Consider the following 22204-nt stretch of genomic DNA (forward strand, 5'->3'; position numbering starts at 1 on the left):
GTGTTCATCAGCTCCGCGTCGGCCTACCAGACGCCCCCGACCCACCTGCCGGTCGTCGAGTCGACGCCGCTGCGCAACCCGTTCTGGGAGTACTCCCGCAACAAGATCGCGTGCGAGGACCTCCTCGTCAGCGCGTACCGCGACACGGGCCTGCCGATGACGATCGTGCGCCCGTCGCACACCTACGACGCGACGCTCGTGCCGATGGACGGCGGCTGGACGGTGGTCGACCGGATGCGCCGCGGCCTGGAGGTCGTCGTGCCCGGGGACGGGACGTCGCGGTGGACGATCACGCACAGCGCCGACGTCGCGGTCGGGCTGGTCGGGCTGCTGGGGCGCGAGGAGGCGATCGGCGAGGCGTTCCACATCACCGGCGACGAGGCCCCGTCGTGGGACCAGATCTTCCGCGCGATGGCCCGGGCTGCCGGGGTCGACGAGCCGCGCCTGGTGCACGTCGCGTCCGAGGCGATCGCCGCCGCCGACCCCGAGCTGGGCGCCGGGATCCTCGGGGACAAGGCGCACACGATGATCTTCGACAACTCGAAGATCCGGCGGCTGGTCCCGCAGTTCTCACCCCGCATCCCGTTCGCGGCCGGCGCCCGCGAGATCGTCGCGTGGCACGACGCGGACCCCGCGCGTCGCGTGGTCGACACGCAGTTCGAGGCGCTCACCGAGCGGCTGCTGGAGGCGTACCGGCCCCGGCCGCTGTGAGGGCGAGGCTGTGGGGCTGATGGCCCGCCGGCGTTAATCGACGGGCAGTCGCCTGGCCGCCGGGTCCGGATCCTCAGCTGCCCCGCGTCGGCCGACATGCGCGCGAAGCCAGGTCCACGGCACCGGCACGCGGGTACGTGTGTCACAGGTCCGCGACGGTGGCGGCAGCTGCCGAGGACCCGTCGTCCGCTCCCGGGTCCACGCCGGCGACGCCCGGCGGCTCCACGGCGAGGGCCTCCGGTCGGCTCGGGAAGCGGCTCGCTCGGAACGGGTCATACCAGCGCCATGTGTGGCGAACGGGCGACAGGTGGGCAAGTCGCCCCCACAGGTGCACGGGCGACGCTAGGTTCACCCGTGACGACGGGCGGGGGACACCATGATGCGATCGGCGGCGCGACGCACAGCGGCCACTGCAGCGGCCGTGGCGGTCCTGACAGCGGCAGCAGCCGGTGGTGGGACGGCGCAGGTGGCGCCCGGCTCCCCGCACGAGCAGGGAGATGCGATGAGCGACAACGTGCAAGACCCCGACGACCGCGAGCGTGGCACCGTCGAGGGCAACCTCGGCGCGCCACGGACCGACCCGCGGACGGCTCAGCTGTCTGCGGCGGACGCGTACGCGCGACCGCAGCGTGGTGAGTCGTCCGATGCCCACATCGAGGTCGTCATCGTCGAGACGGCGGACGACCACCACGAGGACGACCACCACGAGGACGACGAGTGACCGCCCGTCGCTCGTCCGGACTCGTCTGCCTCCTTCTGACCGCCGGGCTCGCGCTCGGCACGGCGGGAGCCGCGTCCGCGCAGGTCGAGCTGCAGGCGCCGGAGCCCGCAGCAGGCACGCTCGAGCTCGGCACGGAGCTCGGCGCGCGCACCGTGCCCGAGCTGGAGGTGCTCCTGGCAGCCGAGTGCAGCGAGCTCGACACAGAGCGGGCGACGACGTGCGTGTCGGTCAGCGAGCCGGAGAGCACCGCACCGGCGCCCGCGGACGCTCCGCAGCTCGACCCGGTGACCGAGCTCGCGCTCGAGCAGGGATCGGTCGACCTGACCGCGGACCCGGGCGCGAGCGTCGAGTCGACGCCGGCACCAGCGGCGCCCGTCGAGATCCCGCAGACGGACGGGGAGGCAGCCGACCCGGTGGTCGGCAACCTGGTGAGAACCCGGGCCGACGCCAGCGAGCTGACCTTCACCGCCGAGAGCGTCCCGATCCCGAGGTCGGCCGACAAGCCGTTGCGGGAGGTCGACCTTCCCTGGTGGTGCTCGGAGGGTGAGGACCAGTACACACGCACCGAGTGGTGCATGGGGTCGACCTGGGCGGCGACCGTGGTCAAGATCAGCGCGCGTGGGGTGGCCAGGGTCGTGGGGACGGCGGCCGGGACGTTGAGCCAGTACGTCTACACGTCGACCTCCGTCTCGCACGTCATCAACCAGACGACGATCCGTCAGACGTCCGGGACCGGGAGGTCGGCGCTCTCGGTCGCCGGTGCGCTCATCTGCTCGGGGAACTGCGACTACCAGCGCGGCGACCTCGCGCAGCGCAACCTGCCGCTGAACAAGGACGTCACGGTCGTTGGTGACATCTCCCCGACCCTGGCGCAGCGGACGGACCAGACGTCCCGCCTGAACTGGGTGTTCACCCTGCGCCTGCGCAGCGGTGACTCGACGCCGGCGGAGGTCACGGCGCTGACCAGGCAGACGCGCTGCGACAACCGCGGCGCGCGCGGGGTGCGGGGACAAGGCTGTGTGGTCAACGCGACCACCACCTACTACGTGTACCAGTACGACCAGCGGTTCTACTCGGTCGCGGCGCACATCGCGGCCGCGCACAGTTCCGGGCTTCCCGGCAGCCACTGGAGCGAGCTCCCGCTGACCCGCACGACGAACCCGGCGACGGTCTCATCCAACCGGAGAGCCGCGTGCCCCCGTTCGGTGCAGCGTCCGGACGGCTACACCTGCGACGAGTACCCGTTCGCCTCCACGCTCCAGGGCGCAGCCTCCGGGGGAGTGGTCCGTGTGCTTCCAGGATGCAATCTGCTCGAGGTGCCGGGCACAGGCCCGGTGGGGTTCTCCCGGTGCATGGTGCCGACCGCCGACGCGAGCGCCCATGGGAGCAACGAGAACAGCGCCCAGGGCAGCAATCTGGGACTGTTCTACGGCTCGCAGCGTGTCCTGGACGGTGAGGACTTCTGGGTGGAGCTGACGTACCCGGTCTAGTGGCCCGCGGTGCGCGGACACAATGTCTCTGGAGACCAGGGATCCGAGGCTGTACTCGTCGGGCGTCAGGTCCCGGCGCAGGAGCTGCTCACATCTCGACCGGCAGCACCACGACCACCTGGTCGTCCTCGACGTGGACCGCGTAGGACGTCACGTCGTCCTGCCCGGAGCGGCATGCGCCGCTGCCCAGGTCGAAGACGTGCGCGTGCAGCGGGCAGACGACGACCTCGGCGTCGATCTGCCCGTCGGCCAGCGGACCTCCCCGGTGCGGGCACACCGCGTCGAGCGCGCGCAGGGCGCCGCTGCGCAGTCGGAAGACGGCCACCTGCCGGCCGCCGACCGCGTAGGCGCGTCCCTCGCCGGGCGGGATCTCGGACACCGGTCCCACCACGTGCGGCCCGCCGCCGCCGGCGGCCGCGACGCGCGGTGCGGGTGGTCCGCCCACGGTGTCGAGCGGACCCGCACCGGGCTCGCCGCCGACGGCCCGCGCGTCCGTCCCTGCACTCGTCGGACCTGCACTCATCGGACCTGCACTCATCGGACCGGGACCTGCGGCAGGACGGTCAGCGGCAGCGCGGTGCGGAACTGGCCGGGTTCGGCGGGGTCGTCGCGCTCCTGCCACGGATCGCGGTAGGCGTCCACGGATGCCTGCACGGCGGCGTCGAGCTCGGCTGCGATCCCTTCGCTGTCGTCCACCACGACGGCACGGACGTGCTCGATCCCGAGCCGGGGCACCCACGCGTAGGTCCGCTCGAGCCAGTTCGCCGTCTCGCGGTAGTACTGGATGAAGCGGCCGGTGAGCGTCATGACCTCGTCCGGGGTGTCGACCGTCGTGAGCAGGTCGCCCTTGCGGATGTGGGCACCGGCGGCGCCGCCCACCCAGATCTCCCAGCGGCCACCATCGACGGCCACGACGCCGACGTCCTTGACGTAGGACTCCGCGCAGTTGCGCGGGCAGCCCGAGACCGCGAGCTTGAGCTTGGCCGGGCTCTCCAGGCCCTGGTACCGGGTCTCGATCGCGATGCCGAGCGCGGTCGAGTCGCCGAGCCCGAACCGGCAGAAGTCGCTGCCGACGCACGTCTTGACCGTCCGGAAGGACTTCCCGTACGCGTACCCGGACGGCATGTCGAGGTCCGCCCAGACCTTCGGCAGATCCTCCTTGGGCACCCCGAGCAGGTCGATCCGCTGGCCGCCGGTGAGCTTGATCAGCGGGATCCTGTGCTTTTCCGCGACGTCGGCGATGCGGCGCAGCTGGTCGGCCGACGTGACCCCGCCCTTCATCTGCGGGACCACCGAGAACGTGCCGTCACGCTGGATGTTGGCGTGCACGCGGTCGTTGATGAAGCGCCCGTCGCGCTCGTCGGCGATCTCCGCGCCCCAGAGGGTGCGCAGCAACGAGTTGAGCCCCATCTTGGACTTCGCGTCCTCGACGCCGCCGGGCGCGAGCGCCGCGAACACGGCCGACACGGAGCGCAGGTCCTGCTCGCGGATGAGCGCCACCAGCTCGGCCTTCGCGTAGGGGACGCCGGGGACGTACCAGGAGGCGGACTCGTCGACCTCGACCGTGCCGCCCGCTGCCCACTGGACGACCTGCCCGACGAGCGTCCTGCACGACCCGCAGCCCTTGCCCGCGCGCGTCGCGTCCATGACGCCCGTGACGGAGGCGACGCCGCCGCGGACGCAACTCGCGATCGTCCCCTTGCTCACGCCGTTGCAGTTGCACACGGTGGTCTCGTCGGGGAGCTCGGCCACACCGACCGCGGCGGGCGCCGTGCCCAGGTCGAACAGCAGCGCGATCCGGTCCTCGGGCAGCGGCGAACCGCGGTCGAACGCCTGGATGAGGGGAGCGACCTTCTCGAGGTCGCCGACGAGCGTCGCACCGACGAGCCGGTCGTCGCGGACCACCACGCTCTTGTACAGCCCGCGGCGCGGCTCGGAGATGACGATGTGGTCGTCGTCGGGACGCTCGGGCGCCGTGACGCCCATCGACGCGACGTCGATGCCCGCGACCTTCAGCTTCGTGGCGGTGCGGGAGCCGTGGTACTGCGCCGACGGGTCGGTGCCCGTGAGCACGTCCGCGAGGACCCGCGCCTGCTCCCACAGCGGCGCGACGAGACCGTAGACCTGGTCCCGGTGCTGCACGCACTCACCGACGGCGAACACGGTCGGGTCGGGCGTGCCCTGGTCGTCCAGCGCGTGCATCTGGTCGTCGACGACGATGCCACGCTCCACCAGGAACCCGCTGGCGGCCGCGATCGACGAGTTGGCCCGGATGCCGGCCGCCACCACGACGATGTCGCACGGCAGGACGCGCCCGTCGCCCAGCTGCACGCCGGTGACCTCCGTGTCCCCGAGCACCTTGACCGTCCGGGCCGACGTCAGCACCGAGATCCCGAGGGCCTCGACGCCGCGCCGCAGGACGTACCCGCCCGCGGCGTCGAGCTGCTGGTTCATCAGGTGACCGGGACCGTGCACGACCGTGACGTCGACACCGTGGGTCTGCAGCCCGCGGGCCGCCTCGAGGCCGAGCAGGCCGCCGCCGATGACGACCGCCTGCTTGTGGGTGCGCGCGTACCGGATCATCGCGCGGGTGTCGTCCAGGGTGCGGAACCGGAACACGCCCTGGTGGAAGCCGCGCCCGGCCGTGCGCATGCCGGGGATGTCGGGGACGAACGCGCTGCTGCCGGTCGCCATGACGAGCGCGTCGTACGGCGTGCGGCTGCCGTCGTCGGCGCGTACGGTGCGGGCGTGCCGGTCGATGCGCGCCACCCGCACGCCGGCGTGCAGCGTGATCTCGTTCTCGTCGTACCAGGCCATCGAGTTGAGGAAGATGGCCTCCTCGCTCTCGAGGCCGGCCAGGACGTTCGACAGCATGATCCGGTTGTAGTTGCCGTACGGCTCCTCGCCGAACATCGTGATCCGGAACTGCGCGGCGCCGCCGCGTTCGAGGATCTCCTCCACCGTGCGCGCACCCGCCATGCCGTTGCCCACGACGACGAGGTCGCGCCGACCGTCGTCCCCGTGCCGGCGCCGGGCCACCTCACACCTCCACGAGGCCGAGGTCGATGACGACGACGCCGGAGACCCCCGCCGCGCCGGCCGCGTGCAGCTCGATCGTGGTACCGGGCTCGAGGTCCTCCACGACGCGCAGCGGCACGTGCACGTCACTCTTGGCACCGATGGGGAAGTACCGCATCGGCTCGCCGTCGCGGACCAGCACGACGACGACGAGCTCGTCGGCGCTGTTGCCGCCCCGGAAGTACACCGTCTGAGCCACCGCGCCGTCCGGCACGGTGTACGACAGGCTCGGGTCGATCAGGCTCGGTGCGGCGAGTCCTTTCCCGGTCAGTGCGTAGACGCCCTGCAGGAAGGTCGGGTGACTGTCCAAGGCGAGCCCCTTCGGTCGGGCCGGCGGCCACGGCGCACGGACGTGCTCCGTCGGCGGACCGGTCGGTGGTGTGGCGGGTACGGCGACGGGGGAGACGGCCACCGCGCACGCCTTGAACGCCGGCATGCGGGAGGTCGGGTCGAGGGCGTCGTCGGTCAGGGAGTTGGCGCGGGACCCACCGCCCCAGTGGAAGGGCACGAACACGGTGTCGGTCCGGATACCCGTGGTGAGCCGCGCACGGAACACCGCGGCGCCCCGGCGGGTCCGCAGCCGGACCGCCTCGCCGTCGACGACGCCGCAGACGCGCGCCAGGTCGGGGTGCAGCTCGGCGTGCGGGAGCACGGACCCGTCGGCGCCCACCTCGTCGCCGGCGAGCGCCGCGACCCGGCGGGTCTGCGTGCCGCTCTGGTACTGCCGCATGAGCCGCCCGGTGGTCAGGACGTAGGGGAACTCGGCGTCGGTGCGCTCGGCCGCGTCGCGGTACTCGGCGCGGAAGAACCGGGCCAGCCCGTCGGGATGGGCGAACCGCGTCCCGAACAGCCGGGGCGTGCCCGGGTGCTCGACGTCGGTGCACGGCCAGAACACGCCCTGCTCGTCCTCGATGCGGCCGTAGGTGATGCCGCCGTAGTCCGCCACGCCGCCGGAGCTGGCGCGGCCCAGCTCGTCGAAGGCGGCCGCCGCGTCGGTCGTCATGAGGTCCGGCTGCCCCAGCCGTTCGGCGACGCCCCGCAGGACGTCCAGGTCGGTCCGCACGCCGGGCGGGGGGTCGAGCGCCCGGCGACGCCGCAGCACTCGTCCCTCCAGGTTGGTCACCGTGCCCTCCTCCTCGGCCCACATCGCGACGGGCAGCACCACGTCCGCCCGGGCCGCCGACTCGGAGAGGAACAGGTCCGCGACGACCAGGAAGTCGAGGGCGTCGAGCCGGTCGGTGATCCGGCCCGCGTCGGGTGCGGAGACGCTGACGTTCGACGCGAGCAGCAGCAGCGTCCGCACCCCGCCGGGGGTGCCGAGGGCCCGCAGCATCTCCGTGGCGGACACCCCCGGACCCGGCAGGCGCGTCGGGTCGACGCCCCACACGCCCGCGACGTGGGCGCGGTCCGCGAGGTCGGTGATCTTGCGGTACCCGGGCAGCTGGTCCGCCTTCTGCCCGTGCTCGCGTCCGCCCTGCCCGTTGCCCTGACCCGTGAGGGTCCCGTACCCCGAGCCCGGCCGGCCGGGCAGCCCGAGCGCGAGGGCGAGGTTGATGAACGCCTGCGCGGTGGCCGTCCCGGACGCGTGCTGCTCGGCGCCGCGGGCGGTGACCACCATCGCCGTGGCCGCCGTCCCCAGCAGCTCCGCGACGGCCTCCAGGTCACGGGCAGGGACGCCGGTGATGCGCTCGACGCGGTCCGGCCAGTAGCCGGTCACCGCCTCGCGGACCGTCTCGAAGCCCGCCGTCCTCGTCGCGACGTACTCCTCGTCCACCCAGCCCCGGCGCACCACCAGGTGCAGCAGACCGTTGGCCAGGGCGGCGTCCGTCCCCGGGCGCGGCTGCAGGTGCAGGTGCGCCGTGCGGGCCGTCGCCGTGGTGCGCGGGTCGACGACCACGTGGCGGGCGCCGCGCTCGCGGCCCGCCTCGAGGTGCTGCATGAGCGGCGGCATGGTCTCCGCCGGGTTGGCGCCCACGAGGAGCAGCACGTCGGCCAGGGCCAGGTCCGCGAGGGGGAACGGCAGCCCGCGGTCGATCCCGAACGTGCGGGTGGCGGCAGCCGCGGCCGACGACATGCACCAGCGGCCGTTGTAGTCGATCGAGCGCGTCCGCAGCACCGTCCGGGCGAACTTGCCCAGCAGGTACGCCTTCTCGTTGGTCAGGCCGCCCCCGCCGAAGCACCCGACCGCGTCCCGGCCGTACCGCTGCTGCGTCGCCCGGACGGCGGCGGCCACGGCGTCCAGCGCCTCGTCCCACGTCGCCGGCCGCAGCGGCGAGGAGCGGTCGCCGGCGACCGTGCGGACCAGCGGGGTCGTGAGCCGCTCGGGGTGCGCGAGCAGGTCGGCCGCCGACCAGCCCTTGGCGCACAGGCCGCCCCGGTTCGTCGGGAAGTCCGACGGCGTGAGCCGCACGTCCGGCCGCTCGTGCCCCGGGCGCGGCGTGATGTGCAGCGCCATGCCGCACTGCAGCGCGCAGTAGGGGCAGTGCGTCGCGACGGTCCGCGCCGTGTCGGAGCCCGGCACGGCCGTCGGCGACGCGAGCTCTGGCCCCATCGCTCGATGGTGTGATGCTCCCGTTACGCCCGGTCTGCCGCGGGGTAACCGCCTCGTTTCGGTCAGCGCACACGTCCGGCGCGGTATCAGGGCCGCAACGCCGTCCCTCGTCCCTGATGACGGACCCGCCCGAGGAGGTGCCCCGGCCGGCGCTCCGGCTGGGAGGTGCATGATGCCCGAACAGGACGCGTGGAGGTTCTGCACGCGATGTCACGGGATGTTCTTCGACGGTGCCCCGCAGAAGGGCGTGTGTCCGGCGGGTGGTGGGCACGTCGCGCAGGGGTTCGGCTTCGTGCTGCCGCACGACGTGCCGGAGACCGGGACGGCGCAGGCGGCGTGGCGGTTCTGCCCGCAGTGCTTCGGGATGTTCTTCGACGGTGCCCCGCAGAAGGGCGTGTGTCCGGCGGGTGGTGGGCACGTCGCGCAGGGGTTCGGCTTCGTGCTGCCGCACGACGTGCCGGAGACCGGGACGGCGCAGGCGGCGTGGCGGTTCTGCCCGCAGTGCTTCGGGATGTTCTTCGACGGGTCCCCGGACAAGGGCGTGTGCCCGGCGGGTCGTGGGCACGTCGCACAGGGGTTCGTGTTCGTCCTGCCGCACCGGGGTGCTCCCGGCGAGCCTCCTCCGGTCACGGTGTGGACCGACAGCCTGCGGTGCCACAGCGAGACCCCAGGGTTCGGGATCGGCGAGGGCGACGAGCCGTTCGTGATCGCCGGGGTCATCGACCTGGAGAACCGCACCCCGATCGGGACACCGACGACCAACGCCGTCCTCTACGGGCCCCTCGACGGCGTCGACGACCAGGAGAACCACTCCTTCGCCTTCCAGCCGTTCTGGAACAGCCCGTTGCGGATGGGGTCCGTCGTGTTCGTCGCCGCGGCCGTGGAGCACGACAACGTCAACCCGGACGTGACGCGGTCGGCGGCCGCTGCTGCGCTCCAGGCGGTGGCGCTCGCGACGCTCGGCGCACCGGTGGACCGCATCGAGAGCGAGGCCGTCAGCGCGATGTCCGCGGCGGTCGAGCCCCTGTCCGGGCCGGGTGTCGTCAACCGGCTGATCGGACCGCCCGCGATCCTGCGGTTCGGGCCGGACGACATCGCGCTCGCCGAGAGCGGTGGCACGGCGCGGTTCGTGCACCGGTTCAGCGGGTTCGGCGACTACAGCGTGCACTTCCTGGCACGGCGTTCCTGACGCTCGCGCACGTACGGGACACGTACCCGGCCCGGCCGAGTCGTCGCTTGCCGTGCTGACGCCATGTCGAGCCTCGTGGGGGAGATCCACGTCCCGCTGACCCCGGTTCCCGACGTCGCCCCGGGGGAGTACGCCTACCCCGCTCGGGGACCGCGGCCTACGCCGGGTCCCCGAGGAACGTGAGGATCGCCTCGGCGAGCCGCTCGGGCTGGTCCTCGGGGACGAGGGTCGAGGAGTCGGCGATCTCGACCAGGCGTCCGGCGGGGTAGAGGGCCGCGAGCCGGGGCCCGTGGGCGCGCGGCATCAGCGGGTCGTCCTGCGCCCACACCACCAGGACGGGGCCGGTGAAGTCGGCGAGCCGGTCGGACCAGGACAGGAGCGTCGCGCGATCCGGTGCCGAGGACGCGAAGGCCGCGAAGTCCCGCCGGATCGCCCGGGACCTCCTCGCGGGTGCGATCCAGTCGTCGAACACCTCGTCCGGGATGCCGCGCAGGCTCATCGCGCCGTAGGCGCGACGGCTGTGCCGGAACCAGCGGGTGCGCATCAGCTGCACGACCAGCCAGATCCCGCCCGGCACCCGGGCGGCCGCCGCCAGGGCCTTCGCCGGTGCGGGCGGGAAGTTGTCGAACGCCTCGCACGCCACCAGCACCATCCGCCCGACGCGTTGCGCGCGGCCCTCGGAGACCAGGAACTGGCCCCCGCCCCAGTCGTTGAGCACGAGCGTCACGTCCGTGAGGTCCAGCCGCTCGAGGAGCTCACCGAGCAGCAGCGCCACGCCGCGGTGGGTCAGGTCCGCGCCCGGGCGCATCGGCTGCCGGTGGCCGCCGAGCGGGAGGGTCGGCAGGATGCACCGGCACCCGGTGAGCAGCGGCACGACCTTGCGCCACTGCGTCTCGTTCATGGGCACGCCGTGCGCGAGGACGAGCACGGGTCCGTCGCCGCCCGTGTCCTCGTAGTCGATGCGGCCGGCGCTCAGCTCGATGTGATGGCGCATGGTTCACGCTGGCACGCCCCGGTGCGGGCCGTCGACCGTCACGTGTCGACGGTCTTGACCGTCAGGGGTCGACCGTCATGGTCAGCGTCAGGCGAACCGCACGGCGATGCCCGGGTAGTCGAGCACGAGCCCGCACGCGTCGTAGGTGAGCACGGCCTCGAACCCGCCCTCCGACCGGTAGGCGAAGTGGTCGTCGTCCAGGCGCCGGTAGGTCTGGTCGAGTCGACGGACGACCAGGTCGGCCGCCTGGACGTACACGGCGGTGGTGGCGACCTCCTTCCCGACGGGCAGCGTCAACCGGTGGACCGGCAACGTGTTCGTGCAGGCGGACGCCTCGAGGTCGACGTCGAGGAGCCCGTCCAGACGGGGGGCCGGTCGACCGTCGACGGTCCAGCTGCCCCGGCCGTCGGAGAGGAGCTCGGTGGCGCGCGGCCCCTCCACGGTGTCGGACCAGACGCGGACCGACCGGGTCCTCCAGCCGGCGTCGAGCGTGATCTCGTACGCGACGGCGTGCGCCCGGCCGTCCTCGACGGCGGACGTGTGCCCGCGCAACCTGCCGGGTTCGAGGTAGACCACCTCGAACCCGTCGACAGCGTCGACGAACCGCCAGGCCGCGAGCGGCGGGAACGTCATGTGCACCTCTCCAGGGAACCAGCCGGACGGGCGGCCGCCCAGGCTCGCCGACCGGGAACAGCGCGGCACCGGTCGGCGTCAGCGGCGGCACGATGCGGTGGGTGACGGCCGACCGCTCACGTCTCCGGTGACGCGCCGGACTCAGCCCACCTTGACCAGCTGCCACTGCTGGTTGGCGGGTCCTTCCCTTCCGGTGGATGCCGCTGCCGACGATGGACTTCCTCTGCGTGTGGTTCCTGCGGCGGTGCGTGTCACCTGACGCCGTGGACCTGCTGCTGCGCCACTTCGTCATCGAGACGAACCTCATGAACTTCGTCATCCGCAACACCCCGGTGAGCATGGAGCCCGTCAGGCTGCGTCCCGAGGCGTTGTCGGAGCTGGGCGAGCAGGCGGTCGTCGAGCACGACGTCAACGTGTACGACGTGCTCATCGCGCTCGACGTCGTGCCCATCGTCGCCCGCAGCCCGCTCGACTTCCGTCAGCCGGACATCCCGCCGCTCGACGCCGAGCGGCACCGCCGGCGACTGGTGCGCCTCGACATCCAGACGGCGCTGTGCGTCATGAACATCCCGTTCTCGCTGGCGCTCTCGTCGGACGAGTACCGCCGTGCGGTGCACTCCATGCGATTCGACGACTCCTTCCTCGAGATCCTCGCCGTCATCACCGTCGACGACACCTTCCGGCACTGGAAGCTCACCGGCATGAGCCTGTGGATGGACTCGAACGTCGACGTGCCGCGCATGGTGTACCGCCACGCGCTCGTCTGCGAGTACGCGCACGCGCAGCTGGTGAAGCTCGCCGGCGGCCAGTACCCGCGGCACACTGCGGTGGAGTTCGACTGAGGGCGGGCAGTCACCGGTCCTCCCTCTCCGCGCCGGCGGGCCGCGCTGCGAGCAGGTTGCGGGCGAAGCGTGTGATGTCGTGGACGAGCTGTGGGTGCGCGCGGGGGTGGGGGGTCTCGCGCATCGTCACGTCGAGGATCTCGTGGAGCGTCCGACCCACGAGATCGTCCGCGTCAGGCAGGCCCCAGGAGCCGATCTCGGCTGCCAGGTGCGAGCGGGTCACCGCCGCGTGCCGGTAGGTACCGTCGACGGCGAGAGCCAGCTCGCCGTCGTTGGGGAGGTGTGTCTGAGGGACGACGTCGTACGCGGGTGCGAGGTCGACGGTGCCGTCGGGGTGGTGCAGCAGTGCCACGTTCTTGGCGTGCATGTCGAGGTTGCCGATGGCGACCGAGAGGACGGTCATGCGGGCGAGTCGCACCAGGGCTTCACGGTTGCCGAGGGTCGTGAGCGTCCGCGCTGCCCGTGCGAGCGACGCATGACCGCCGTACCGCTGGTACTTCTCGTCCCCTCGAAGTCCCAGGACCTGGTTGAAGTCCTCCTGGTGGATGCGCTCGGGGATGCCGTGACGTGTGGGTCGCCGGTCGTACCGCTCGATGACGAGCGCCGGCACGTCGTCGAACGTCTCGATGCTCGTGCGGAACTCCGCCAGCCCGAGGGCGCGCACCAGTCGGGACCCGTACTCCTCGTCGTAGATCATCGTCGGATGCTCACCCGACGCCGGCTTGAGGATGTGGGTCGACGGGTAGCCGTCGACGGCCCGCGCCCACTCGCCGTCGGTGTGCACGAGCACGATCTTGTCCTGGACGCCGGCGAGTGACGTCTTGCCTCGACCTGGCTTGTTCGCGAGGGGCGACGATGCCACGTCGGCCAGCAGTGCCCCGACGTCGATGCGCGAGAGCGGCTCGATCGCGGGAGTCCGCGGCTCGCCGGGCGCGTCCGGGTCCCAGATCTCGAGCGCGCCGGCGACGTCGCGGCCGTAGGCCCGGAGCATCCCGAGGACGTCGTGCGGCGGCACCCGCGCCTGGTGGGCGAGCCGTTCCAGCATCCGCCCCTCGGGCAGCAGCTCACGGAAGAAGTTCTGCCGCCGTGCGCGTCGTGCGCGGGCCGGCACGGCGGCGAGCGGCACGGCCACCGAGAGCACGAGGCTGTCGAGGCCGAACCTGTCGAGAGCCTCGGGCGTGGAGACGAAGTCGAACGCGTGCCCGTGGCCCGTCAGCCGCCCTACGGTCGTGCCGTACAGCTCGACGACCAGGTCACCCATCGTCGGACCGCGGTTCGATCGTCGCGGTGAGCTGAGTTCCCGTCTCGCGCAGCACGGCGAAGAGCCGCTCGGTGTAGATCGACGGCTTCCCGGACTCGATCTCCCAGATGTAGCGCTGCGACGTGCCGATGCGTGCCGCCAGCTCCCGCTGGCTCCACCCGTTCAGCAGGCGCGCCTGCTGCAGGATGCGCCCGAGTGACTCGGGACCTGAGACCGTGCCTCGGACTGCCATGCTCGCTCCTGTCGACGACACGGCCCATTCCAAGCGACTACGTATCAGTAGTCAAGACGTTTGACTACTGATACGTAGTCAAACGTTGCCGACTCGCTTATCGGAGTCGTGACGGACATCGTCGGGCGGCACCACGACCGTCCACTCGAACGGGATCACGCCGCAGGGGCGACTGACACAATTCGGGGCTGATGCACGAGTAGGTGACCGTCGGTCTCAGGCGGCGAGTGCGACCTGAGTGGTGATGATGGTCTCGAACTCGATCGGTGTCAGCCGTCCGAGTCGGTGCTGGCGTCGGCGGCGGTGGTAGGTCCTCTCGATCCAGGTGACGATCGCGATCCGCAGGTCCTCGCGGGTGGCCCAGCGCCGCCGGTTGAGCACATTGTTCTGCAGCAGGGAGAAGAAGCTCTCCATGGCGGCGTTGTCGCCCGCGGAGGCGACCTGGCCCATCGACCCGACCAGGTCATGGCGGGCCAGGACGCGGGCCACCTTCCGGCTGCGGAACTGGCTCCCCCTGTCCGAGTGCACCACGCACCCAGCGACGGTCCGACGCCGTTGAACGGCGCTGACCTGTGCGTTCACCGCGATCTGGGACGTCATGCGATCGCTGATCGAGTAGCCGACGATCCGGTTGGAGAACACGTCCTTGATCGCGCAGAGGTAGACCTTGCCCTCGGCCGTGGGGTGCTCGGTGATGTCCCACAGCCACAACCGGTTCGGCGCGTCAGCGCGGAACTGGCGTAGCACGAGGTCGTCGTGGGCCGGCGGGCCTGCCTTCTTGCCGCCCTTGGTGCGCCTCTTGCCGAACGCCGACCACCACCCGTTGGCGGCGCAGATCCGCCACACCCGCCGGTCGCACGCCCGGTGCCCGGCGCGGGCGGCCTCGTCGGCCAGGAGCCGGTAGCCGAACTCCGGGTCGTCGCGGTGGGCGTCGAACAGGACGTTCGCGAGGTGCGCCTCGTCGAGCTCACGGGCACGGACCGGAGCGGCGAGCCAGCGGTAGTAGGGCTGTCCGGCGAGCTTGAGGACCCCGCGACGGGGATGCCGTCGGCGGCGAGCTCGCTCACGAGCGGGTAGAGCCTTTTCCCGGCAGATGAGCCTGGGACAAGTACGCCGCCGCTCGACGCAGCACCTCGTTCTCCTGCTCCAGCAACCGGATCCGCCGGTTCGCCTCACGCAGCTCGGCGGACTCCGTGCGCGTCACGCCCGGACGGTTGCCGTCTTCGACGTCGGCGTCACGCAGCCAGTTGCGCAGGCGCGACTCGGCGATCCCGAAGTCCGCTGCGACCTGCTTGATCGGAGCATCCCCGCGACGAGCCACGGCCACGACGTCGTCGCGGAACTCCTGGGGATAGGGCCTGGGCACGGTGCACATCCTTCCAGCGGCGCCTTCGGCGCCACAGGTCGGTGTCACCTACTCGTGCAGCAGACCCGAAGGACTTGTCGAATGCTTCGTTGAACTCCGTCGGATCGAGGAGCGCTCCGAGGTTCAGGGTGTGGGTGAGATCCCCCGAGGCTGTGCCGTCAGGGGCACTGTGCGCGGTCGCGCGTACCCGGGCGACGTCGTTGTTCTCAACGCGTGGCGTAGCGGCTCTTCCATCCCTGGGGACCCGACGGGTCGACGACGGGTGGCTCGTCGGCGACGGCAGCGCGCAGGACGTCGACGTGGCTGTCCAGGGCTGCCGCGGCCGTCCTGGACAGGTCCAGGAGCTCGCCCTCGAAGTCCTCGCGGAGGGTGGAATGTGATCTCCATGCGGTCGCCAGGTCCTCCAGCGCGCGGTGCAACGGGTGGCCACCGTCATCGGTCAACGTGGCGGCGGTCGTCGTGGCGTGGGCCGCGGCCGCGCCAAGCGCGGCCCTGTACTGGTTGGGTCGGAAGTCAGGGGTCAGTCCGGTCGACATGGGTGCTCCGTGGCGCGGGGTGGGCGGGTGTGGCGTGGGGTCAGCTCGGCCAGGGGTCGTTGGTGGTCTCGGGCAAGGTGGCGGCGCGTTCGACCGCTGTGGCCAGGAGTGCCTCGTGGTCGAGGTCGGGGTCCTCGCCCGGCCGCCAGCCGATGGTGAGCATGACGAGGATGTCGTCGGGGGTGGTGGTCCACGTGGTGCGGATGTGCCAGGCGCGGGGGGTGTTCTCCCGGTAGACCTCGTCGAGCACGGGTGCCTGCGGGGTGCCGGTGACGGTGGCCACGGAGGTGGCCTCAGGCACGATGGGCTCCCACGCGACGCACCGGCTCGCGCGGTCCTCGATCTTGGCCAGCACCTCGTCGACGTAGCGCGGGTAGTCGTAGCGGGCGGCCTGGGACCAGACGATGACCTCACCGTGCTCGCCGGTGCTCCAGGCCGCACTTGCGTACGCCTTGCGCCCGGCATCACCAAACCCACCGCTCGGCACCAGGGGAACGTCGCACCCGAGCTCGAACGGTGGGTACTCGGGGTGGCGTTCCTTCTGCGCGGCCGCGACGTCCCACCACGGGCCGGTCCAGTCCTGTCCGAGGTCGTCGGTGGTCAGGACTCCGGCGGTCGCGCCGGGGGGGTCGCTGGGTTCGTCGTCTGCCTGGGTGCAGCCGGTCAGCAGGAGCGCTGCTGTGCACGCCGCCGCTGCCAGGCGCCGGACCGTGCTGGGGTGGGTCGTGGTGGTCATGTCTCAGTCCGCCGGGTAGAGAACGAGGAAGGCCTTGTCGAATGCTCCGTTGAACTCCGTCGGATCGAGGAGCGCTCCGAGGTTCAGGGCGTGGGTGAGGTCCCCCGAGGCTGTGCCGCTCAATCTGAACTCCTCGTAGCTCAGTGCTCTGCCGTCCGTGTGGCGTAACGGTGCTGCCAGCTCCGGTGGTGTGAGGGACGCCGTCGCCAGCGCGGAGATCACCTGGTAGCGGGCGCGGTCCCTCGCCGCGGCGGCCACCTCCGTCGCCTCGACGACCCGCTCCGTCACGACGTAGTCCGGTGCGAGTGCACTGACAACGGTTCGCTCGGCCCCGTCGAGCGACTGCCCGTTCTGCGGGTAGGTGGCGGCGACGGCACGCACACCGTTGGCGATGTCACCGGTGAGGGCACCGGCCGCTCCGCTCACGCTGACGACGGTGACGAGGGACGTGGTCCATGCCTCGGTGCGTGCCGCATCGACCTGGGCGTCGTCGATGTCCTGACGGCCGACCGCGTGGGTGAGCATGCCTTCGAGTCGGCCCTGTGACGTCCAAGCATCGGTGAACAGGCCGGTCGGGTGACCGGCGAGCTGGTTGTAGGCCTGCTGCTCGACCAGGATCGTGCCCTGCGCTGCGAGCGATTCTTCGATGGCGTCCAGGGCGATGCCGTACTTCGCTGCGGCGTACCGGTCGACCCCGGTGCGCAGCGTCGCTGTGGACTCGGCCGTGGCCGACGCTAGCGTCACGAAGGCCCCCAGCGGGGACTGCGTGCGTGCGTCCCCGCCGATGGTGCGCGCATCGAACACGGGCCGCACCCCGAGTGGCGCCGTGTGGAACCAGGCAGTGCCCTCGATGCCGACCTCGGCAGTCCCGATGTACATCTGTTTGTCCCACGTCGCCGAGTCCATCGCGAGCGCGTGCGTGGCCAGGATCGCGGCGAAGTTGCTCGCGGCGTCCGTGGGTCCGTACCCGCCGGTCAGCACGTCCCGGTCGATGTCGGTCCGTGTCCCGATGAGGTTCACGACTGCGGCGGTGAGCGACGCCGTCGCGTAGGCGGCCGCGGGGTCGGCGAGCAGTTTGGTGTCGGTGGTCGCGGCCACCATCGCGCGGCTCAACGCCGAGAACTGGTCGTCCCACGTGCGGTCGTGCAGCCAGTAGGTCATGCGGGCGGTCGCCTCACGGCCGTCCGAGCCCTCGGTGAAGAACGTCACCGTGGCCGCGGGGTCGTCGGCCAGGGCGGACATCAGGCCGATCCCGGGGTCCCACGACGCCGGCGACGGCTTGCCCCCGGGCAGCTCCGGGAAGAAGCCGGCCCACCGCTGCATCCACAGCGTGTCGTCCGCAGGGCTCTCCACCACCAGCGCCGTGCCACGTTCGTACTCGTCGAGACCCCGTGCGACCGCCAGGGTCAGGGCCGAGCTGTGCTGCTGGCCGTCCAGCAGGTAGGACAAGGCCCCGCCGTACCCGGCGACGAACGGGCTGACCGGGTCGTCCCCGTGCTGGCCCGTTGTCGCACGGACGGCTTCGGCCGCGAACGTCGAGCGGTGCGCGTCGTCCCAGTGGCGGTCGGCGACGTGCAGCAGGTACCGCAGGGAGGACATGGTGCGTCGCTGCGCCTCGCCCGGCGCCTGACCCGGCAGTGTGCTGACGGCGATCCGGGCCATCAGGTCCAGCGTGTCGTCGCCCCCCAGCGTGGAGAGGAAGGACGCCGCAAGACCAGGGCTGTGGCGATGGCGCGTCACGACCTCGGCGAACCACGCCAGCGCCGTGGCGTCCTGCGCGTCGAGGCGGCGTGCGGCGTGAGCCAGCTCCCTGCCCGTCGCCGCGTACAGGTGCTCGCCGGCGACGTCGGGGACCTCCACCGCAGGGTTCTGCCCCATCCAGGTCGGGCGGCCAGCCTCGATCGCCGTCGCCAGGTCGACCCGCGTCTGCAGGTCGGCAGCCAGGGCGCGGATGCGGGCCGTCACCGGCGTGAGACCGGACAACGACGCGCTGTCCACGTCCAGCTCGGCAGCACGCGTGCGCAGCTCGTGCCGCGCCAGATCCAGGTCGTCCGCGACGCGCCGCATACGAGCGACGACCCCAGAGGCGTCCTCGATCTGGATGAACCCCACGCCTGCTCCTCCTCGCGCCGCCAGGAGGACTCCCCGACCGAGACGGAGCCTAGTGACCGGGCACCCGATCTGGGTCGGTTCGTCCACGGGCGCTCACGCAGCGGCCTGCCCACGGCGGACCGGCTCGCGTCGTGACCTGCCCCCCCGGGGGGCCTACCGCAGGGCGCGCAGGTCGTCGAGGTCGCCGTCGAAGACGTTCATGTCGATGAACGGCTCCTCGCCGTCGTACCCGTCGAGGCGGTCCCGGTTCGAGTACTGCCAGAAGGTCCACGCCCGGTCGTCCGACAGGGCGGGCGGCACGATCACCGACCGGATCCAGATGGGCGTGCCGGGGAAGTGGCCGGCGACGTACCGGTCGTACGCGCTGCCGGTCGCGTACACGACCGGCTCGATGCCGTGGTCACGCAGGGTCGCGATGAGCGCGGTCAGCTCCGGGCGGACCTGCGACGCGTCCGGGGGGTCGGCGTGGAACGTCCCGTAGTACTCGACGTCGATCGCGACGGGCAGCAGGTCCTCGTCGTCCGGCACCGTCGCGAGCACGTGCTCGGCCTGCGCCCTGCCGCTGCTCTCGAAGCTGAAGAAGTGGTACGCACCGACCAGCAGCCCGGCCTCACGCGCCCCGCGCAGGTTCGCCTCGAACTCCCGGTCGACGAACGACGAGCCCTCGGTGGCCTTCACGTACGCGAAGTCGACGTCCTGCCGGGCGATCGTCGGCCAGTCGACGGTTCCCTGCCACGCCGAGACGTCGACCCCCCGCACGTCGTAGCGCGCCGCGAACAGACGGTTCGGCCACACCAGGCCGCGTTCGACGAGCGCGGCCCCGAGCGCGAGGACGACGACCGTCCCCGTCAGGGCGATCAGCAGGACGCGGACGCGACGGCGGCTCGGCACCGCGCCAGTCTGGCGTCGTCGCGCGTCCTGCGCGCGCCACGTCCACCTGGCCGGCGGCGGACGCTGAGTGCCACCGGCTGGTCGCCGAAGCACGCAACGCACCCGGTCATCGCGGCTCGTCGGGACCGAGAGGTTCGCGCGCGGCAGACGGCACTTCACCGCGGGCTCCTGCCATCTGGTGACCCACATCGGGCCACCGGCTGTAGGAACTCATCGAACTTGTCCGCGCGCCACGGCCATGACCTGCGGGTGGACAAGTGAGTGAGACGACGGACGTCTCATGTTCCTGTCCGAATCCTCAGAATCGGTCCCCCACGTGGCTCTGTAGTTGCAGTCGGTGGGCGGTGAAGACTGGCGCGGTGCGAACCTGCGACAAGGCGTTCTACGTGGACCAGGCCGCAGCGCACCTTGCATTGGCCAGCATCCACGAGAAGGCGGCCAAGAGGGGCAAGCGCACCCCGGGACTGCCCCGGGTTCGGTTGACTCCTGGCCTGCGAGGACGCGGTCCTCGCTGGAAGGATCAGCATCGTGCCTGTCGCATACCCGCCGGAGTTCCGGCGAGACGTGATCGCAGTGGCTCGCCGTGGCGAGCAGTCCCGGGCGCAGGTCGCCCGTAGTTTCGGGATCTCCGAGTCGTGCTTGGCCCGCTGGTTGGCGATCGCTGACCGGGAGGATGCCCGTGCCTCGGGTCGCCGTGAGCCCGACCCGTCGCCCGGCGGCGATGACGAGGTTCGTGAGCTGCGTCGCCGGCTCAAGCAGGTCGAGCAGGAGAACGAGATCCTGCGCCGCGCGACGGCCTACTTCGCCCGGGACGTCCTCCCAAAATGATGTACCCGCTGGTCGGTGACCTGGCCGCGGACGGCATCCCCGTCGCGGTGACCTGCCGGGTGCTCGGGTTCTCCAAGCAGGCGTACTACGCCTGGCGTTCGCGGCCTGTGACGGACCGGGACTGGGACGACGCGCACCTGATCAACGCCGCGATCGACATCCACCACGACGACCCGGAGTTCGGTTACCGGTTCATCGCCGACGAGCTGCCCGCGCGCGGCATCGTGGCCGGCCGCAACCGGGTGCACCGCCTGTGCAGCACGGCACGGCTGTTCTCCGCGCACTCCAAGAAGCGCGGGACCGCCCGGCGGCCCGGCCCGCCGGTCCACGACGACCTCGTCGAGCGGAACTTCACCGCCGACCGTCCGAACCGGCTGTGGCTCACGGACATCACCGAGCACCCCACCGCCGAGGGCAAGATCTACCTGTGCGCGATCAAGGACGCGTGCACCAACCGGATCGTCGGCTACTCGATCGACAACCGGATGACCTCGCAGCTCGCGGTCAACGCGCTGGCCAACGCCGTCGCTCTGCGCCGACCGGCCGGGACCGTGGTCCACTCTGACCGCGGGTCCCAGGGCGGATTCAATCGGTCGTCGCAACACCTCGAGATCGTGGAGGTGTTCGATGGTTCGTCGGCAGCAGGCAGCGGACCGGGCAGAGCGCCCGAAGTTGCGCTCACCGGGTCATCCGAAGTTCCAGCGCGCCGTGGAGGCAGTCTTCTGGGAGGCGATCGCGAAGGGGTTGCTGCCGATCGAAGCCGCCGCAGTAGCCAGCGTGGCGCCCGCGGTCGGTCAACGCTGGTTCCGCAACGCTGGCGGCATGGCGCCCTTCGATCTGAAGCACCAGCCCACCGGGCGGTATCTGTCGTTCGTTGAGCGGGAAGAGATCGCGGTCCTGAAGGCTCAGGCCAAGGGCGTGCGCGAGATCGCTCGCCAGATCGGGCGCGACCCCGGCACGGTGTCGCGCGAGCTGCGCCGCAACGCGGCCACGCGCGCCGGGAGTACCGGCTATCGCGCGTCGGTGGCGCAGTGGAAGGCCGACATGGCGGCCAAGCGGCCGAAGCCGGCGAAGCTCGTCACGAACCCGCGGCTGCGCGTCTACGTCCAAGAGCGGCTCGCCGGGCGGATTAGTCGCCCCGACGGCACGCCCGTGCCGGGGCCGCAGGCGCCGAAGTTCACCGGGCTCAACAAGCCCCACCGCAAGCACCGGCCCTGGGCGTTGGCGTGGAGCCCCGAGCAGATCAGCCATCGTCTCAAGATTGACTTCCCCGATGATGAGGCGATGAGGATCAGCCACGAGGCGATCTACCAGGCGCTTTACATCCAAGGCCGCGGCGCGCTCAAGCGCGAGCTGGTCTGGTGCCTGCGCACCGGACGCGCGCTGCGCGCGCCGCGGGAGCGATCCCGACGCAAGACGTGGGCGCACGTGACACCCGAGACGCTGATCAGCGAACGTCCCGCAGAGGTCGCCGACCGCGCGGTTCCCGGGCACTGGGAAGGAGACCTGCTGATCGGCCTGGAACGGTCCGCGATCGGCACCGTGGTCGAGCGCACCACGAGGTTCACGATGCTGGTGCACCTGCCCCGCGAGGAGGGCTACCGGCACAAGGAGACGCCAAAGAACGGCCCAGCTCTGGCCGGCTACGGCGCGATCACCATGAGTCGGGCCCTGGCCGCGACGATGACGACCCTGCCGACGCAGCTGACCAGGTCGCTGACCTGGGACCGCGGCAAGGAGATGTCCGCCCACGCCCAGTTCAAGGTCGCCACCGGCATCCCCGTGTTCTTCGCCGACCCCCAGTCGCCCTGGCAGCGCGGCACGAACGAGAACACCAACGGGCTGTTGCGTCAGTACTTCCCCAAGGGCACGGACCTGTCCCGGTGGTCCGCCGAGGACCTCGAAGCCGTCGCCCACGCCCTGAATACCCGACCTCGCAAGACCCTCGGCTGGCGAACCCCCGCCGAAGCCCTCGACGAGCACCTACGCTCGGTCCAACAAGCCGGTGTTGCATCGACCAGTTGAATCCGGTC

The 22204-nt window shown here is 71.6% G+C and carries 17 protein-coding genes and 2 pseudogenes; 7 read left to right on the forward strand and 12 right to left on the reverse strand.

Annotated elements, in window-relative coordinates; translation table 11 throughout:
- From BMZ16_RS18595 to BMZ16_RS18605, 3 genes are all read left to right on the forward strand, one after another.
- Positions 1–711 (forward strand): NAD-dependent epimerase/dehydratase family protein (locus BMZ16_RS18595; protein WP_143082898.1); only part of this gene is annotated, 711 nt, incomplete at its 5' end.
- Between the two features lie 502 nt (positions 712–1213).
- Positions 1214–1432, forward strand: coding sequence for a hypothetical protein (locus tag BMZ16_RS18600; RefSeq protein ID WP_089803357.1), 219 nt, complete (start codon positions 1214–1216; stop codon positions 1430–1432).
- Entirely contained in the window at positions 1429–2922 is a 1494-nt protein-coding gene (locus tag BMZ16_RS18605) for a NucA/NucB deoxyribonuclease domain-containing protein (protein ID WP_089803359.1), read from the forward strand. Before BMZ16_RS18600 ends, BMZ16_RS18605 begins: the two co-directional genes overlap by 4 nt.
- An 88-nt stretch (positions 2923–3010) precedes the next feature.
- Here the strand turns inward: BMZ16_RS18605 and BMZ16_RS18610 are convergent, their stop codons facing one another.
- From BMZ16_RS18610 to BMZ16_RS18620, 3 genes are read right to left on the reverse strand one after another with little or no spacing between them, the layout of a single operon-like run.
- Positions 3011–3445: a Rieske (2Fe-2S) protein gene (locus BMZ16_RS18610; protein WP_369822674.1), complete on the reverse strand. Its 435-nt coding sequence runs from the start codon at positions 3443–3445 to the stop codon at positions 3011–3013.
- A gap of 11 nt (positions 3446–3456) precedes the next feature.
- A complete protein-coding gene (gene nirB / locus BMZ16_RS18615; protein ID WP_089803361.1) occupies positions 3457–5961 on the reverse strand; it encodes a nitrite reductase large subunit NirB in 2505 nt (834 codons plus the stop codon).
- A 1-nt stretch (position 5962) separates the two neighbouring features.
- Positions 5963–8551 carry a molybdopterin oxidoreductase family protein gene (locus BMZ16_RS18620; RefSeq protein WP_089803363.1) on the reverse strand — a complete coding sequence of 863 codons (2589 nt, stop codon included), beginning with the start codon at positions 8549–8551 and terminating at the stop codon, positions 5963–5965.
- Positions 8552–8768: 217 nt separating this feature from the next.
- Here BMZ16_RS18620 and BMZ16_RS18625 point away from each other — a divergent pair, with 217 nt between their 5' ends.
- Positions 8769–9740: a hypothetical protein gene (locus tag BMZ16_RS18625; RefSeq protein ID WP_089803365.1), complete on the forward strand. Its 972-nt coding sequence runs from the start codon at positions 8769–8771 to the stop codon at positions 9738–9740.
- Positions 9741–9897: 157 nt separating this feature from the next.
- Here BMZ16_RS18625 and BMZ16_RS18630 read toward each other — a convergent pair whose 3' ends face one another.
- Both BMZ16_RS18630 and BMZ16_RS18635 read right to left on the reverse strand, forming a co-directional pair.
- Positions 9898–10734 (reverse strand): alpha/beta fold hydrolase, encoded by an 837-nt coding sequence (locus tag BMZ16_RS18630; RefSeq protein WP_089803367.1) that lies wholly within the window; start codon positions 10732–10734, stop codon positions 9898–9900.
- 87 nt (positions 10735–10821) lie between these two features.
- Positions 10822–11367: a putative glycolipid-binding domain-containing protein gene (locus BMZ16_RS18635; protein ID WP_089803368.1), complete on the reverse strand. Its 546-nt coding sequence runs from the start codon at positions 11365–11367 to the stop codon at positions 10822–10824.
- 197 nt (positions 11368–11564) lie between these two features.
- On the opposite strand from BMZ16_RS18635, the gene BMZ16_RS18640 reads away from it, so the two are divergent.
- Positions 11565–12209 (forward strand): DUF6999 family protein, encoded by a 645-nt coding sequence (locus BMZ16_RS18640; protein ID WP_177199785.1) that lies wholly within the window; start codon positions 11565–11567, stop codon positions 12207–12209.
- A gap of 10 nt (positions 12210–12219) precedes the next feature.
- On the opposite strand, the gene BMZ16_RS18645 is transcribed toward BMZ16_RS18640, so the two are convergent.
- From BMZ16_RS18645 to BMZ16_RS18680, 7 genes and pseudogenes are all read right to left on the reverse strand, one after another.
- A complete protein-coding gene (locus tag BMZ16_RS18645; RefSeq protein ID WP_089803370.1) occupies positions 12220–13470 on the reverse strand; it encodes a type II toxin-antitoxin system HipA family toxin in 1251 nt (416 codons plus the stop codon).
- The gene (locus tag BMZ16_RS18650) at positions 13463–13702 is read right to left on the reverse strand and encodes a helix-turn-helix domain-containing protein (RefSeq protein ID WP_089803372.1); all 240 of its coding nucleotides are present in this window, start codon (positions 13700–13702) and stop codon (positions 13463–13465) included. The genes BMZ16_RS18645 and BMZ16_RS18650 overlap by 8 nt, the downstream gene beginning before the upstream one ends.
- Before the next feature lie 216 nt (positions 13703–13918).
- Positions 13919–15068: pseudogene (locus tag BMZ16_RS18655) on the reverse strand (IS3 family transposase).
- A gap of 206 nt (positions 15069–15274) precedes the next feature.
- Positions 15275–15604 (reverse strand): hypothetical protein, encoded by a 330-nt coding sequence (locus BMZ16_RS18660; protein ID WP_089803374.1) that lies wholly within the window; start codon positions 15602–15604, stop codon positions 15275–15277.
- 40 nt (positions 15605–15644) lie between these two features.
- Complete coding sequence (locus tag BMZ16_RS18665; protein ID WP_089803376.1) at positions 15645–16340, reverse strand: hypothetical protein; 696 nt, start codon at positions 16338–16340, stop codon at positions 15645–15647.
- Between the two features lie 3 nt (positions 16341–16343).
- The gene (locus BMZ16_RS18670; protein WP_143082899.1) at positions 16344–18452 is read right to left on the reverse strand and encodes a hypothetical protein; all 2109 of its coding nucleotides are present in this window, start codon (positions 18450–18452) and stop codon (positions 16344–16346) included.
- A gap of 153 nt (positions 18453–18605) precedes the next feature.
- The gene (locus tag BMZ16_RS18680; protein ID WP_255366816.1) at positions 18606–19343 is read right to left on the reverse strand and encodes a GH25 family lysozyme; all 738 of its coding nucleotides are present in this window, start codon (positions 19341–19343) and stop codon (positions 18606–18608) included.
- Between the two features lie 528 nt (positions 19344–19871).
- Here BMZ16_RS18680 and BMZ16_RS19935 point away from each other — a divergent pair.
- Both BMZ16_RS19935 and BMZ16_RS18695 read left to right on the forward strand, forming a co-directional pair.
- A pseudogene (locus BMZ16_RS19935) lies at positions 19872–20749 on the forward strand (IS3 family transposase); the annotation flags it as partial.
- A gap of 49 nt (positions 20750–20798) precedes the next feature.
- On the forward strand, positions 20799–22196 hold the full coding sequence (locus BMZ16_RS18695) for an IS30 family transposase (protein ID WP_089802883.1): 1398 nt from the start codon (positions 20799–20801) through the stop codon (positions 22194–22196).
- The last annotated feature ends 8 nt before the right edge of the window (positions 22197–22204 follow it).

Source organism: Cellulomonas sp. KH9, assembly GCF_900114185.1.
Classification (GTDB): domain Bacteria; phylum Actinomycetota; class Actinomycetes; order Actinomycetales; family Cellulomonadaceae; genus Cellulomonas.